At 57.8% G+C, this 13,645-nt stretch carries 14 protein-coding genes and 1 tRNA gene; 10 read left to right on the top strand and 5 right to left on the bottom strand.

Annotation, left to right across the window (positions count from 1 at the left end):
* The coding region (locus A0U87_RS23690; RefSeq protein WP_170978463.1) for a TonB-dependent receptor plug domain-containing protein at window positions 1–626 on the bottom strand (626 nt) is incomplete at its 3' end.
* A gap of 36 nt (window positions 627–662) precedes the next feature.
* Window positions 663–896, bottom strand: a complete 234-nt coding sequence (locus A0U87_RS23685) for a hypothetical protein (protein WP_137406055.1) — start codon at window positions 894–896, stop codon at window positions 663–665.
* Between the two features lie 80 nt (window positions 897–976).
* Here A0U87_RS23685 and A0U87_RS23680 point away from each other — a divergent pair.
* The 5 genes from A0U87_RS23680 (at window position 977) to A0U87_RS23660 (ending at window position 7,843) form a co-directional block, all read left to right on the top strand.
* Window positions 977–1,051 (top strand) — tRNA-Gly (locus tag A0U87_RS23680).
* 380 nt (window positions 1,052–1,431) lie between these two features.
* Window positions 1,432–2,034 carry a sigma-70 family RNA polymerase sigma factor gene (locus A0U87_RS23675; RefSeq protein WP_234415660.1) on the top strand — a complete coding sequence of 201 codons (603 nt, stop codon included), beginning with the start codon at window positions 1,432–1,434 and terminating at the stop codon, window positions 2,032–2,034.
* Window positions 2,031–3,029, top strand: coding sequence for a FecR domain-containing protein (locus A0U87_RS23670; protein WP_048938919.1), 999 nt, complete (start codon window positions 2,031–2,033; stop codon window positions 3,027–3,029). Before A0U87_RS23675 ends, A0U87_RS23670 begins: the two co-directional genes overlap by 4 nt.
* A 96-nt stretch (window positions 3,030–3,125) precedes the next feature.
* On the top strand, window positions 3,126–5,672 hold the full coding sequence (locus A0U87_RS23665) for a TonB-dependent receptor (protein WP_240700626.1): 2,547 nt from the start codon (window positions 3,126–3,128) through the stop codon (window positions 5,670–5,672).
* Window positions 5,672–7,843 (top strand): prolyl oligopeptidase family serine peptidase, encoded by a 2,172-nt coding sequence (locus tag A0U87_RS23660; protein WP_048938918.1) that lies wholly within the window; start codon window positions 5,672–5,674, stop codon window positions 7,841–7,843. Before A0U87_RS23665 ends, A0U87_RS23660 begins: the two co-directional genes overlap by 1 nt.
* Before the next feature lie 8 nt (window positions 7,844–7,851).
* On the opposite strand, the gene A0U87_RS23655 is transcribed toward A0U87_RS23660, so the two are convergent.
* The 3 genes from A0U87_RS23655 to A0U87_RS23645 all read right to left on the bottom strand — a co-directional run bounded on the left by A0U87_RS23655 (window position 7,852) and on the right by A0U87_RS23645 (window position 10,414).
* The gene (locus A0U87_RS23655) at window positions 7,852–9,504 is read right to left on the bottom strand and encodes an asparagine synthetase B family protein (RefSeq protein WP_234415662.1); all 1,653 of its coding nucleotides are present in this window, start codon (window positions 9,502–9,504) and stop codon (window positions 7,852–7,854) included.
* A gap of 68 nt (window positions 9,505–9,572) precedes the next feature.
* Complete coding sequence (locus A0U87_RS23650; protein ID WP_048938916.1) at window positions 9,573–10,211, bottom strand: lasso peptide biosynthesis B2 protein; 639 nt, start codon at window positions 10,209–10,211, stop codon at window positions 9,573–9,575.
* A 65-nt stretch (window positions 10,212–10,276) separates the two neighbouring features.
* Window positions 10,277–10,414, bottom strand: a complete 138-nt coding sequence (locus tag A0U87_RS23645; RefSeq protein ID WP_004209709.1) for a benenodin family lasso peptide — start codon at window positions 10,412–10,414, stop codon at window positions 10,277–10,279.
* A gap of 846 nt (window positions 10,415–11,260) precedes the next feature.
* Between A0U87_RS23645 and A0U87_RS23640 the strand changes: the two genes are divergently transcribed.
* The 5 genes from A0U87_RS23640 to A0U87_RS23620 all read left to right on the top strand — a co-directional run bounded on the left by A0U87_RS23640 (window position 11,261) and on the right by A0U87_RS23620 (window position 13,487).
* The gene (locus A0U87_RS23640; protein WP_004209708.1) at window positions 11,261–11,467 is read left to right on the top strand and encodes a cold shock domain-containing protein; all 207 of its coding nucleotides are present in this window, start codon (window positions 11,261–11,263) and stop codon (window positions 11,465–11,467) included.
* Between the two features lie 442 nt (window positions 11,468–11,909).
* Entirely contained in the window at window positions 11,910–12,116 is a 207-nt protein-coding gene (locus A0U87_RS23635; RefSeq protein ID WP_004209707.1) for a hypothetical protein, read from the top strand.
* On the top strand, window positions 12,100–12,333 hold the full coding sequence (locus A0U87_RS23630) for a hypothetical protein (RefSeq protein ID WP_080604487.1): 234 nt from the start codon (window positions 12,100–12,102) through the stop codon (window positions 12,331–12,333). Before A0U87_RS23635 ends, A0U87_RS23630 begins: the two co-directional genes overlap by 17 nt.
* A gap of 711 nt (window positions 12,334–13,044) precedes the next feature.
* Window positions 13,045–13,254 carry a hypothetical protein gene (locus tag A0U87_RS23625; protein ID WP_080572788.1) on the top strand — a complete coding sequence of 70 codons (210 nt, stop codon included), beginning with the start codon at window positions 13,045–13,047 and terminating at the stop codon, window positions 13,252–13,254.
* An 8-nt stretch (window positions 13,255–13,262) separates the two neighbouring features.
* The gene (locus A0U87_RS23620; protein WP_234831964.1) at window positions 13,263–13,487 is read left to right on the top strand and encodes a hypothetical protein; all 225 of its coding nucleotides are present in this window, start codon (window positions 13,263–13,265) and stop codon (window positions 13,485–13,487) included.
* The last annotated feature ends 158 nt before the right edge of the window (window positions 13,488–13,645 follow it).

The raw sequence follows: 13,645 nt of genomic DNA, 5'->3' as shown, positions 1-13,645 counted from the left end.
AAACCGTCGCCCCGATCCCAGCGGCCGGACAGCGACACGTAACCGCTGCCCAGATCCGGCGCGATGCTGGCCGACAGCTCGGTCGCATCCCTGCTGCCGTAGAAGGCGCTGGCGCCGAAGTGCGGCATCTGGTCGCGGGTGGCGCTGGCCAGTTCGATCGTGCCGGCGACCGCGCCCGCGCCGAACGCGCCACTGCCCCCGCCGCGCGTCACCCGCACCAGTGCCAGCCGGTCGGGCACCAAAGCCGAGAAGGGGATATAGCCGAAGAAGGGATCAGCCACCGGCACGCCATCGAGCAGCACCAGGGTCCGGCTCGACGCATTGCCACCCAGCGCGCGCAGCGTGGCGCCCTGGTTCGAGGGATTGGAGGCGCGGCTGTCGGAGCGGCGGAACTGCTGGAAGCCCGCGACATCGGCCAGCACGCTTTCGATCCGCCCCGACGCCGCATCCTCAAGCCGATCCCGGTCGATTACCACCGACCCATAGGCCGGCGTCCCCGGCGGCAGGCTCAGCCCCGTGCCGGTCACCACGATCGACGCGGCCTCATCCGCCGTCACATCGGGCGCCTGGGCAGCGGCGACGCCGGGCAGCGCGCACAGCATCAACGGCAGCGGCAGGATTTTCATGAAGCGCGTCCCCTTGGTCCGATTTTGCATCGGGGACTAGGAAGTCGCGCCCGCCACTGTCAAGCCGCGACCACCGGCAGCGCTGCCATCACCAATATCGCGCAGATACATGCACACCATGGCCAAAGGCGGCATGATTCGACGATTCGCCATGGGCCGATCCGCAGCCGCGCTCGCCCCGGCGCCACCCGCCAATTTAATCACACTGCCAAAACCCCCGGAAAACGGGGGATTTTTTCCTTTTTCAAAAAGTTTTTCATTTTTCTGCAATTCAACCCTTGCCGACTTTGGAAACCACTGCTAGTTCGCCGCCACCCGCCGAGAGGGACACACTCTCCCGGCCGCCAAGAGCGGGCGTAGCTCAGGGGTAGAGCACAACCTTGCCAAGGTTGGGGTCGAGGGTTCGAATCCCTTCGCCCGCTCCAGAATTCTTCAATAAAATCAAAGAATTCTGGCCCGCCGGGGCCGATCCAAACCGCTTATTTTTCCTTCGAAAATCGCAAAGTAAGCGCATGGTAAGCATGTTTGGGGCTAGGTTCCGCTGTGCTTTTTCCATCACAGTTTACCAGCTTCCTGATCGCACCGGCTGCCTTGCGCAATCGATTACATGCCGCCATCATCGTGACGTGAGGAAATCCGAAGAGTGCCTCGCAAGCATACCTGCCAAGCATAATTTACGTCGGTCCACGAAGGACGGGCGGCCGCCTAGAGATGACAGTGGCATGTCGAACCGCGGCATAGCGCAGGGGAAAGCAAACAGTCGGGCGGCTGCCCGATGGCAGTTGCTGTCGCCTGGATTTGACTTGTGCCCTCTCAATTCCCTTTCCCGTGCCATCGTCCGCCTAGGTCCGTATCCTCTGGATGCCACAATAGTCCCGCCGATGGGACGCCGGCATCCGACGCCGTTTCTCCGCCGGCCGAAAGCCTTGCGCAAACTTTCCAGACCGAGCGAGCCGGGCTTCTGCGTTATCTGGGCAAACGCGCCGGATGGGATGCAGCACCTGATCTTGTCCAAGAAGTCTTCGTGCGCGCCGCAAGCAGCGAGCAGGCGGGACGACTCATAAATCCTGCCGCGTTCGTCAGACGAATCGCCCGCAATTTGCTGATCGATCGAGCCCGAAAGATAGGACGTGATAATGTCGTCATCTTTCCGCTCGACGAGCAGCGAGATGTCGTCGCGCAGCCAGAGCAATGCCTCAATTTGGAGGCGTCCGATCTACTACGCCTCTACGAGAATGCCGTCGATACGCTTCCCGAAAAGACCCGCCGTGTATTCCTGATGCACCGGGTGGATGAAATGAGCTATCGCCAAATCCATGAGCGATTGGAAATCAGCGTCGCGACGGTGGAATATCACATGGTGAAGGCGCTCGCGCATATCAGCCGCCACGTGGACGCGGCGCGATGAGCGACCTGGATGGCGACGATGGCGTCGACCGCGATGCCATCGAAGAACAAGCTATCGCCTGGTTCCTGAATCTGCGCGCTCGTGAACCGGGGGCGGATACCTCGGATCTCGACGCATGGCTGGATCAGTCTGCCGATCATCGACGGGCCTATGAGCGGGCTCGATATCATTTTGAGGCTTCAGAGATACTGAAGTCATCTGTCCGCCATGGCAAAAAGAAGCCGTTACATTCCCGCACATTTTTCCTCGGCCTGGGAATTGCAGCAGCACTTGCGCTGGCAATAGCTCTAGACGCGACCTTCACGTCGAACCAGCATCTGCGGACCGCTATCAACGAGGAAGCTGCGCCGGCGCGCATGCGTGCGCCGCGGCATCAGATCCGCACCGTGGCGCTCGCCGACGGTTCCGATCTCACGCTCGACGCCGCCAGCCAGATCGAAGTTGCAATGACGAGCAGAGAACGTCGAATCCGGCTCCTCGAAGGGAAGGCTCGTATAGCCGTGAGCGCAGACCCTCGCCCCTTCATCGTCGAGGCTGGTTCAGGCGAACTTATGGCCAATGCCGCAAGCTTTGATGTGGATATGGCGGCCGATGGTCAAATCGAGGTTGCCGTGCTGTCGGGTGAGGTCGAATTACGAAGATTGCTGCGCCCCGCGGTGTTGGAGAGGGTAGCCCCAAAGATGCAGGCCGGGCAAAGCTATGGCTATCTTGCAAGCGACTTCACACCAATTGCGGTCGGACAGGACGACACCGATCGGCGTGACTGGCCTAATGGCTGGACCGAATATCATTCCGCGCCCCTGTCGGAGGTGATTGCGGATGCCAATCGATATGCAAGGCAGCCGATCGAGCTCGATGAGCCACCCCTGGGCAATCTGCTGGTTTCGGGACGGTTCCATATTACGGATAGCGACCGCTTTGCCGAGAGGATCGCCTCTCTTTTCGGACTTGCTGCAGTGCACCGCCAAGGCGCCATTCACCTGCGCAAGAGATAAAATATTTTGATCGACGACTAAGGTCGTACCATTTGCAGCGTCAATCCCCCCCAGACGCGCCGATGTGGCGGGTCGGCAAACGCATTGGGGGGAACAATGTCCGTCACGAAGGTTCAAACGATTGCATTGCTCATGGCTGGCGCGGCAGGGGTTATTTCAATCCCAGCAACATGGGCCAAGGACGATCCGGCTATCGTCATCGACTTGGCTGCGCAGACGCTCGACCAATCTCTGCGCGCCGTTGCCTCGAGCGCTGGCTGGGAAATTTACATGTCTGCCAGCGATATCGAGGGCATTGCCGCTGCCCCGCTCAAAGGCAATCTGACCCCGAGTGAAGCTATTGGTCGGCTCCTCAAAACCACCGACCTCGAAGCTAAGATCGTGGATGGAGCCGTGATCATCCGCTCGAAGTCGATCAGCGATGAAAATTCGAGGGACATCATCACCGTCACCGGCAGCCGGATTACCGGGGCGCCGCCGTCGGCCCCCGTTCGCGTCATAACGGCCGAAGACATGCGCCGCGGCGGACAAGCGGACCTCGGTGAGGTCATCCGAAGTTCGCCGGTGAATTTTGGCGGAGGGCAGAATCCCGGTGTCGGCACCAGCCAGGGCAACAGCGACGTCAACGTCAACGGATCTTCGTCCCCCAACCTGCTTGGCTTGGGTCCAAATGCCACTTTGACGCTGTTGAATGGCAACCGCCTCAGCTACACCGGTCTTAATTCTGCCGTCGACATCAGCGCCATTCCCGCAACCGCAGTGGATCGTGTCGAAATCATCACGGACGGCGCTTCGGCGATTTACGGCGCCGATGCCGTAGCCGGCGTCGTCAATGTCATTCTGAAGCGCGACTATGAAGGCGTTAGCGCGCTGGCGAGAGTCGGGGGTTCGACCGATGGCGGCAATTTCCAGCAGCAATATAATCTGACGGGTGGCGCCAAGTGGGCCGGAGGCGGAATTCTCGCCGTTCTGGACCATTCGTCCAACTCCGACATTCCAGCATCGAGCCGTTCCTACGCCAAAAGCATGGCGACGGATTCATCGCTTTACCCCAGGCTCGGGCGCGATAGCGCGCTGATAAGCCTCTTCCAGGACATTGGCAGTCAGCTGAAGGCCAATGTCGACCTGATGTACAAGGACGGAAGGCAAGATGTGATCGCCGGCTTCCTTGAGGGACAGCCGCACACCGTCAGCGGCGCGGCGGTCCGGGCAGACACCCGGTCGTGGCTTGTCGCCCCGTCGCTTACGGCCAGCCTTGGCGCATCCTGGAATCTGCATCTCCTGTCGTCGTTCGGCGCCGACAAATCCCAGACTCATTCGGACATCTTCGCGGGAGGCTCGGTTTATGGGGCAAGTTATCGGCAATATGACAATGATGCTCAGTCGATCGAATTGAACGGCGACGGCCCGCTTTTCAGCCTACCGGCCGGCGAGGTTCGCGTTGCATTGGGCGGCGGCTATCGCCGTACCGGCATCGAACTGACCACCACCACATTGGGCGTCACGAGCAACGCCTTCAAGCAGCACAGTGAAAACGGATTTGGTTTCGCCGAACTGCTGGTCCCGATCCTTTCGCCAGCACAGAATTCCCGGCTGGGGCGTGCGCTTCAGCTGACGGGAGCATTCCGCTACGAGGCGAACTCAGGCACGGATTCCGTCGCGCTTCCGAAATTGGGGATCGTCTATGAGCCATTTGATGGCCTGGCGATAAAGGGTAGTTGGGGCCGCTCATTCCGCCTCCCGACCCTGTATCAGCGATATGGAAGCTACTCCGCCGTCCTATATCAGACCGCCAGATATGCCACGGGCTTTCCAGCCGACTCGACCATGATAATCTTGGGGGGCGCGAACGCCGACCTGAAACCCGAGAAATCGGAAAGCTGGACCTTCTCGGCGGAATTCCGTCCAGTCGAACATCCCGAATTCACCGGCAGCATCAGCTTTTTCCATTTTGATTACACCGATCGTGTTGCAACGCCACTGACGTCTGCGATCGGCGTACTCAACAATCCGATCTATAACAGCCTCGTCACGCTCGACCCGTCCACCTCCTTGCAACAGTCGCTGATCAGCGGTGCAGCGATCGGTCTGCAGAATGGCACGACCGGCACTTATGATCCCAGCCGGGTCGTCGCAATTCTGGATGGCCGCGACCGAAACATGGCACGCGAGATCTACAAAGGCATCAGCCTTTCCATGCGTTACCTGATCGGAGACCCGGATCGCGAGGCGCTCGATCTCAGCTTCGATGGCAATTGGATCGATAGCAGCAGGCAATTGTTCGACGGCCTGCCGACGGTCGATCTTTCCGGCACCATATTCAACCCGCCCAAGCTCAAGGGCCGGGTTGGTGCCAGCTATGTCACACCGCGGCTCACCCTCTCTGCATTCACCAATCTGAGTTCAAGCATCCTCGATAACCGGAGGCTGCCAGCTTACCGCCTGCGCGCGCTCGCGACCCTCGATCTTTCCGCCATCGCCAAGATGGGAGGCGGATTCGAATTGGGCGCCAATATGCAGAATGTCTTCAACGCCAAGCCCCCGTTGATCGTCACAGGCTCTGGTTATGACACGCCCTTCGATACGACCAATTACTCCCCGATTGGACGCTTTCTCTCCATCCAGATTCGCCGGTCGTGGTGATGCTGATGCGCGTGGGAACATGCCTGGCCATCTTGCTGACACTCGCGGCGGCACAGCCGATGGTGGGCCGTGCGGTCGCGGCTCAAGGCCACTTCTGGACCATGGACGACATATTGGCGATCCCTGCAGTGGCCGGCACCGCGCTGGCCGATGACGGACGAACGCTTGCCTACATCCTTCGGGTCGCAAACCGAAAGGAGAACCGCACGGAGTTCGAACTCCATGTGACCAACTTCCAGCCGGATGGAGACAGGATCCTTGCCCGTTCCATCTGGATGGAAAGGCTCCAGGCCGTTCCCGGCAAAATGGCCTGGAGCCTATTGATCGATCAGGGACAAGGCGTTCAGCTCTATCAGTTCGGCAACAACGGCGCCATGCAAGCCCTTGTCGTCAATCCCGAGCCAGTCCTGGTCGGGTCAGCCGATGGTGCACAATTCGGCTATGGCTTCACCGGGCCAGTACGCTTTGGCCTTGCCTATTATGACTGGTCACCCGACGGGCGTCGGCTCTTCTACTCACTGCTGCGCGCGGAGGACGAAAAGGGAGAAATCCGGCATGATGAAGACGTCACGCGGCTGACCATCTATCGGCGACGAGGCCCGAGGGTCACGGCACATTTCTTCCTGAAGGAGGATGGTGGTCCGCCGCTCTGGATCGCCGACGTTTTCGGCCCTGATCGGGTTGGGCGTTATATGGGCGGCATGCCGATCTGGCACGATGATGCGCTCGACTACGCACTTCAGGCAGACAATCTCAATGTGCCCCATATCCAGCGTTACCGCTGGCGGTTCGAGGATCGCAAAAGCCGCCCTCTTGACGAAGGGCCCGCGCTGTTCGCCGATCGCATCGCGGGACCTCATGACGGAACGGTCGCGATCGAGCGCGTCAACCAGCAGCGTCGCTTGAGAGAGCGAACAATCGATGGCCGCTTGATCGACTATGGGGTGCTTGATGCCACATTGTCGGACCCTCGATCCCCCGGACATTGGCGATCTCCAGACGGGAGTGTGGCACTCATAGCAGTCCGCTTCACGAGCGCGGGCCGCTATGGCCTGATCCGCCTAGATACTGCTGGCAGAGTGGCGCGGATCGAGGTTCCTGAAAGCCTGACCCATTGCAGCTTCGCGCCCAGACTGTCCGAAGGCGTGTGCGTGCGCGAGGGGGTGACGCGAGCGGCATCCTTCGTACGGGTCACCGTCGGCACGGGCAGGATCGAAGCGCTTCAGCCCCTGTCGCCGCGACATGATGCGATTACGCCGCTTCGCGTGGAAACCCGCATCCTGACAAACGCCTATGGTTTTCGCGCGCGAAGCCTGATCATTTATCCTCGAGCGTATAAATCCGGGCAGCGCTACCCCGCTGTGCTTGTCACGCATGGTTCCGACGCCGATGAACGGTTCGGGTCGAAGGATATACAATGGGATTATCCGATTCAGCTCTTCGCTGAACGCGGATATATGGTCATACTGGCCAATGAGCCCGACGTCTCGCAAAGCGACGAGCTGGAAAAGGCTTCGGCAGATCGCAACATGTGCGGCGGGGCAACGCCGCCTGCGGAAATACAGCGCCTGGGTTGGCTCAATCAGATTGAGAGCTTCCGTGTAATATTGCATGCGCTTGATACAGAAGGCCTGATCGATCCCAGGCATGTCGGCATTGCAGGGTATAGTTACGGCTCCCAGATCGCGAATGTCGCCGTCACCCAGGCTGATCTGTTTTCAGCTGCATCCAGCGGCGATGGGGGGTTCCTCGAACCAACCAGCTATCGCACGCACCAATGTGTCTACCGGGCTATCTATGGCGGGGCTCCTGGCGATCCTGTTGCCCAGCCAAATTATGCCGCTTTGGCCCCTTCCTATCGAGCGCGCTTCGCTCAGGCGCCCGTGCTGCAGCAGATCGCCGAACCACATGAGTCCGCGATCGATTTCCATCAGGCATTGCGCGCTGCGCAGATCCCCTCGGAAATATCACTTTATCCCGGAGAGAGCTGGGCGTCGGACGAGACGCATTTTTTCCATCTGCCCTCAAATCAGCTGGGCGCCATGGCGGAGAATCTGGAGTGGTTTGATTATTGGCTACGGGATCTTCCACCCTCAGCTGGACCGGATGGCGCGCGACGCGCGCGATGGGAGGCCATGCGGCTTGCGCGGCCCAAGTCAGGCGATCGATGATCGCCGAGCTAGCCGGCCCACTGGCGAGCCCAGCTTTCCACCCCGGCAAGACCGAGCAGGCGGCGGGCATCCGCTCGGTCATAGGCCGGTCTGCCTGACGGTGCATCCGGCGGGGGCACAGCGCATATGAGGTCATGCTCAGCGAGGAAGCCGGACTTGAGGAAGGACAATATCTTGCGCTCATTATCCCAATAATACCGGTCGAGAAAGCCCGCCGGCCCGCCTTTGGTCCGGCGGGCGGTAATGGCCGGCGGCAGATCGGACGAAAAGGCGCGGCGCGCCATGGAGCGATCGATCCCGCCTTCCACCCATTGCCAGCTGGGTATGCCCAGGCAGACCTCCATGACCGACTGGGCCAGTAACGGCGCTATTGTCGGCGGCTGGAAGCGCCGGTCATGAAAGCCTTCATAGCCTACAGCTCGGGATAATGCGCGAATATGCGCGGCTGCGCCGGGTGCGAGGCCCTCGGGCGGTGTCAGCCAAGGATGGATAGCGATCCTTTCCTTCGCCGCATTCAATCTCTCGATGTTGAGAAAGCCAGGAGTGCCTTGCGCTGCTTTGCGCGGACCACGTGCGAGATGCCGCAAGATATGAAGCAGAATGGTGGCATAGGAGGCGTCGTGCAATCTCGAAACATCCTGGATCGACGCGATAACAGCCTTGGCGCCCGCTGCGTCTCGATAGCGATCGAGGATCGGCACAATCGAATGGGTCATTCCAAAGACATTATCCCCGCCATGGCCCGTGAAGAACGCTGCAATATTATGTTGTGCTGCAACCATGGCCTGGGCCTTGGCAGTGCTTTGGGCATAATGGGTCATCAGCGGACGCGCAGCATGTGCGACAATGGGCTGCTCAACATCGATGGCATCCAGGTCATAAGGATAGATGTCGAGCGGCATGTCGAGCGCTTGGGCAACAAGCTGCGCATAGTATGTCTCATCACCTTCGCGGTCGGTCCAACGCATGTGGAAGCCCCGAGGCGAAGATGTCGCCCCGGCGAGCCCCGCGCAGACGATCGAAGAATCCAGTCCGCCCGACAGGCCCGACGAGATCGAGGCGAACTCACCAGCCCAAGTTTTGATCGCGTCGAGAACGGTGGCGCGCAGATGTTCGATCGAGGCAGGGCCAAGGCGCGCACGACCGGCTATATAGTCCCAAGGTTGCCAGAGAAGGTCCGAGCGCTGCTTTGATGGCCCGATGTGTAGCCGCCCGCCCGGCACAATTTCCCGCACGCCGCAGAGGCATGTCTGTTCGCCAGCGTGGAACGGATGCCACATGTGGACAAGCAGTGCGTCCAGATCGACAGATATTCCATCTGATGCCGCGAAGGGAGATGTGCCCACCTGAGGCGCAATGACGATGCCCCCGTCAATCTCTCTCCAAAAAGCCGGCAGACCACCGGAGGGATCGCGGATTATGACGATGTCGCCGCCAGCAATCTGGAAGATGGCGACATAACTGCCCCAATAATCGCGTATCAGACTTTGCCCATGGGTTATGATGGCCGCATTGGTTTCGGCCGCGTTGAGCTCCTTGACCCGCCGACTGGGTAGCGCCTTCGTAAACAGATGCCCGATTATCGCGCCCTGCGTGCCGATCATCACGACAGGGTCGGACGTCCAAAGGTTGATAGGCACCGCGAGCGGCACCTTTGACATCTGGTCTGTCGCTGCACCTTGGGATCCGGCAGGCGCGCAGCGGACATAAGCCAGATAGCGCGACGCACTCATCTCGCCAGGATAGGTTCGAAAGCGGTGATCCGATCGACTCTGTCGGCCATCAGCCTGTCTTCGCACTGAACCCAACAATGCGCCGCGATCGGCAACTGTACGCCAATCACCAGGGTCGCTTGGTGGCCGAAGCGTCGCAACATCCGCGAAATCGCGATGCTGCGCGCAAGACAGTGATTATCGAGCGGCAGAAACTGCCGCAGGAGGTAGAATGCAGCGGCGACCATGGCTTCGCTGAAGATTGGCAGTTTCAACCGCGGCCTCACTGCCCCCTCCTCGACGCGATCCAAGATGGTCCGCAGCGCGTCGCGACGGACCTGAATCACAGCAATGGACAATGCAACAAGCGCCACTGGTGCCAAGAGCCAACCATGTCTGAGCTTGATCAGATCCAGATGACTGCATGTCGGAGCTACGGGTGCCGCTGCGCCTTCTGCGTCCATTATGGCCGGATCGAGCAGTCCTGCTCGGACTAGGGCCGCAATGTTCTCAGGGCCTGGCTTTGTTGCGAGGAGGGCGGTCAGATGGTCTCTGGTTGGCCCGCGGACAAGCTGATATCGCTCGCTCGCAATATTGAGAATTACGGGCGTCTGTCCGATCAGGCAGGCATGTAAATCTCGTCCTATCTGTCGCATTGCGATTTCCTTCCGCAAATCAAAAGGGCGCGCCGCTTTGGATGAGCGGTGCGCCCTTTCGACCTTCAGTCTTCGTCGGAAATGCCGGAAGCCTTGTACAGCGTGCCGTTGCCATCATCCTGGCCGATCAGCAGAACGCCGCGGGTGAGTTCGACTGCATCTCCCAAATCGACGATATCCTGCGAATGTGCATCACGTTCCATGGTCATTCTCCTTCAAATCAGCGACTCCATGTCGCAATTCGAAAGATTTCACGGAAACAATTCACCATCCATTTTATAATTACATTATAATCTATGAACAATTATCCCGATGCCACGGGGATGCGCTAATAGTGACCGAGCAGTGAGGGCGTGCGTTGGGCACACGCACTGACCCCTTTAGCCTTTCAGCCTGGACATGCGGGCCAGTCGCCCGGTCACCATCCACAATTGACTTTGTGGAAGAAGGAGACTGTTGCGACATATCTTGTTGCACAAGATAAATTGCCCCCACTTTGATACCTATCTGGCCCTTCGCGGCCAGTGATTGCATATTTGTCTGAGGTCTCGATCAAAGCGGCAGACCTGCATTCTCCTCGCAACCCAAGGGGATTATCCCTTCGCTGCCATGCACCCATTCCGACGCTCGTCGACTGCTCTGCCGTGTCGTCAAACGGACATGCGAAATTGCAGCAAATCTTCGATAAAGTCCCATATTCGCCATGCTCAAGAATGAGAGCGGCAACAGATTCAGTGGGGAATGCGGTTTCTTCAGAACCATTTTGGAGACACATCCATAGTGCCTGAAATATAACTGGAAACGTCCGTAGCGATAATTATAATAATCATTATTGCCCGATAGCAGTGAAATTTATATCGGAAATTCCTTATTTCAACCAATATTAAATTGTTCGTTTGACATTTCCAAAATATAATATATTTTCAATAGTGCTTAACGTCGCCTGCGACGAAATTTGCATCCTATTTGGGTGTCGTTTCCTTACTTGCGCTATCAGCTTCACCTGCAATTCCGCGGGTGGATTCTCTGTTTTCGTGAAGGGAACGCCCATGCCTATCGGCACCGTAAAATTCTTTAATTCTGACAAGGGGTACGGCTTCCTCGCCCCCGAGGACGGCGGTCCGGACAGTTTTGTCCATATTTCTGCCGTAGAGCGTGCGGGAATGATAACGCTCCATAAGGATCAGCGTCTGAGCTACGAAGTCGAAGCAGATCGACGGGGCAAGCAGTCGGCCGTGAACCTGGAAGCCGCGTAAATTACGAAGTCGAGTTTCTATTTTACACTGCCAGCGCGGCATTGCGTCGCGCTGGCTTGCCGTCTTGTCTTTGCTTAAACATCGGATAGCGGTTAAGTATCACATAATTGCCCTAAATATGGGCAATTGCCCCCGGCCAAGTGACAGCGGCCTAATGCTCCGGCTTTTTTTCTTTTGCCTTATGTGCCGGCGAAAGACGTCGTTGAGCGAGACTTTTTCATTACATCACACGCCAAGATGCGTGTTTCAGGAATATCATGAATCTCAGTATCCGTTCGAATATGGCTCATGCCAAATTATCGCCCGCGACTGGCAAAACGCCGCGTTCATTTTACCAAAACGTCCCTTTGGGCACTCTGCCCGTGCGCGAATTGCGCAGGGCTGTCGCTGAAATGATCGATTGACGTCCGTCGCAACGACATCCAACTCGCAGGAGATCGACATGCCCGCCACGATCGACTTCTACCTGGCCCGCGTCGCACAATGTGACAAAGAGGCGCAGGAAACCAATCTGGCGAATGTGAAAGAGCGCTGCCTGCGGTCAAAAGCTGCATGGCAGATCATGTCTGATCGCGCTTTGCTGGTCCAGATCGACCGCAAAAGACAAGCGCTGGACAAGATGCGAAAAAAGGATGAGCATCTTGATTAAGCGGGCTGGAAGACGGTTCGACGGTCCATATCTATCTTCGGATCAGATCGAGCGCCAAGGGCATATTCTTGAACTTGCCATAGCCCGATTGGGCTCTCAGGCCGCCATCGCATTTCTGAACGGCGAAGAGCCCGGCCTCGGCGGCCGACCACTAGACATCGCGGTAAAAAGCTCTTCGGGGCTTGAGGCGGTAAAGCGAATTCTCGAAGAACTCTGATAGATATTGTCAGATTTATCATTGATGCTTTTGCGCTTAAGCATCCGCGCATCGTTGCCCGATGGCCAAGGGTTGGGTCACGAACAGCGCAAGGTCGCGCTGATGAATATGCGGAACCCGACCATAAGCCAACAAGCTTGGGATGCAGTCCAGCACCGTCATCTCCACTGTCAAGGCGATGGGTATGAAGGCAGTTCCATTGGGCCGGCGTCAAAACAGGCGTGGATGGGCAGGGGAAGGCAGCCCGCCAGGCCATCCATGGTCATGAGCGGGCGCTGCATTTGCTGTCAGCGCCAGGTGAGCGAGCGCATTTCTTGGTTGCCAACCAATTATGCCGAATTCTCGAACAGAGTGGAGGAGCAGCATATTGGATGATGGGGACGATCTGAAGATCGGTGAATTATGAAAATCTATAAAACGTCTTATGATGTTAAATAGATATCAAAGTGAATATGGTATAATATGATTATTTTTAAAATAATTAAGAGCGTTCTACATATTTGATCTCAAATATCATGCATTATATTTTATAAAATATCGTTGCTATGTCGATCCAATAATTCTTAAGGTTTTTCATGTGATTTATAAATTAAATCATGGACTTTGAGAATATTATTTGATAAACACAATTATTGCGCGAAATTTGCTGCAAGCATTCGCCGTGACAGAGAGACCAACGTGCTCCCGCTTGCCAGCTGAGGGAGCCCATCCGTGGAAGATCTAAATTATTTGCTCAAGCGCGAGCAGGAAGAGTTGCTGCGTGCCCAAAGCGCGCATTGCCGGGCTGCCTCCCATGCGCATCAGCGTTTGGCCAACGGTTATGCGCAGCGCATTCGGGAGCATGTGCACCCCTATCGATCGCAGCGTCCCGATGGTTCAGCCCCTTTCGCTTTGAACGAGCAGCGGGGGGAGCGGATATGAGCAGGGCCATGAACATCATGGAATCAGCCGACGCCGTGCGGCTGGTCTGCCAAAAAAACGGCTTCAGGATTTCGGTTCTCGAAGCGCTCGACTCTGGCGGCGTGCGGATCGTTCTGCTTGACCCACGGGATGCCGATGCACTTCGCGTTTTAATGAAGGGTAAGCTGATTGAAGGTTCTGTCACACGCTCCCGGTCGCATGTGGCCCGCCACCATCCGCCGTCAGCACGATGAATATGGCCATGGGTCGGTTCGACTATCTTAACCGCCGGAGGTTGGCCGAGTTGAAGCATGCTGAGCTTGCGGAGAATCCTGCGATCAGAGCCAGACACGAGGATTTGGCTCGTGCCTATGCGAAGATCATTTCCGTGTTGCAACGCGAAGAGGCTTCA

The sequence above is a fragment of the Sphingobium sp. MP9-4 genome, from assembly GCF_005281675.1.
GTDB lineage: Bacteria > Pseudomonadota > Alphaproteobacteria > Sphingomonadales > Sphingomonadaceae > Sphingobium > Sphingobium yanoikuyae.
This window is presented reverse-complemented; position numbering and strand designations above follow the sequence as displayed.

Bases quoted from the DNA above. Each gene is read 5' to 3' on its own strand.
- A0U87_RS23640 (WP_004209708.1), top strand. From the start codon at position 11,261: ATGCCTATCGGCACCGTAAAATTCTTTAATTCTGACAAGGGGTACGGC.
- A0U87_RS23660 (WP_048938918.1), top strand. From the start codon at position 5,672: ATGCTGATGCGCGTGGGAACATGCCTGGCCATCTTGCTGACACTCGCG.
- A0U87_RS23650 (WP_048938916.1), bottom strand. From the start codon at position 10,211: ATGCGACAGATAGGACGAGATTTACATGCCTGCCTGATCGGACAGACG.
- A0U87_RS23655 (WP_234415662.1), bottom strand. From the start codon at position 9,504: ATGTCAAAGGTGCCGCTCGCGGTGCCTATCAACCTTTGGACGTCCGAC.
- A0U87_RS23620 (WP_234831964.1), top strand. From the start codon at position 13,263: ATGAACATCATGGAATCAGCCGACGCCGTGCGGCTGGTCTGCCAAAAA.
- A0U87_RS23645 (WP_004209709.1), bottom strand. From the start codon at position 10,414: ATGGAACGTGATGCACATTCGCAGGATATCGTCGATTTGGGAGATGCA.
- A0U87_RS23670 (WP_048938919.1), top strand. From the start codon at position 2,031: ATGAGCGACCTGGATGGCGACGATGGCGTCGACCGCGATGCCATCGAA.
- A0U87_RS23665 (WP_240700626.1), top strand. From the start codon at position 3,126: ATGTCCGTCACGAAGGTTCAAACGATTGCATTGCTCATGGCTGGCGCG.
- A0U87_RS23635 (WP_004209707.1), top strand. From the start codon at position 11,910: ATGCCCGCCACGATCGACTTCTACCTGGCCCGCGTCGCACAATGTGAC.
- A0U87_RS23630 (WP_080604487.1), top strand. From the start codon at position 12,100: ATGAGCATCTTGATTAAGCGGGCTGGAAGACGGTTCGACGGTCCATAT.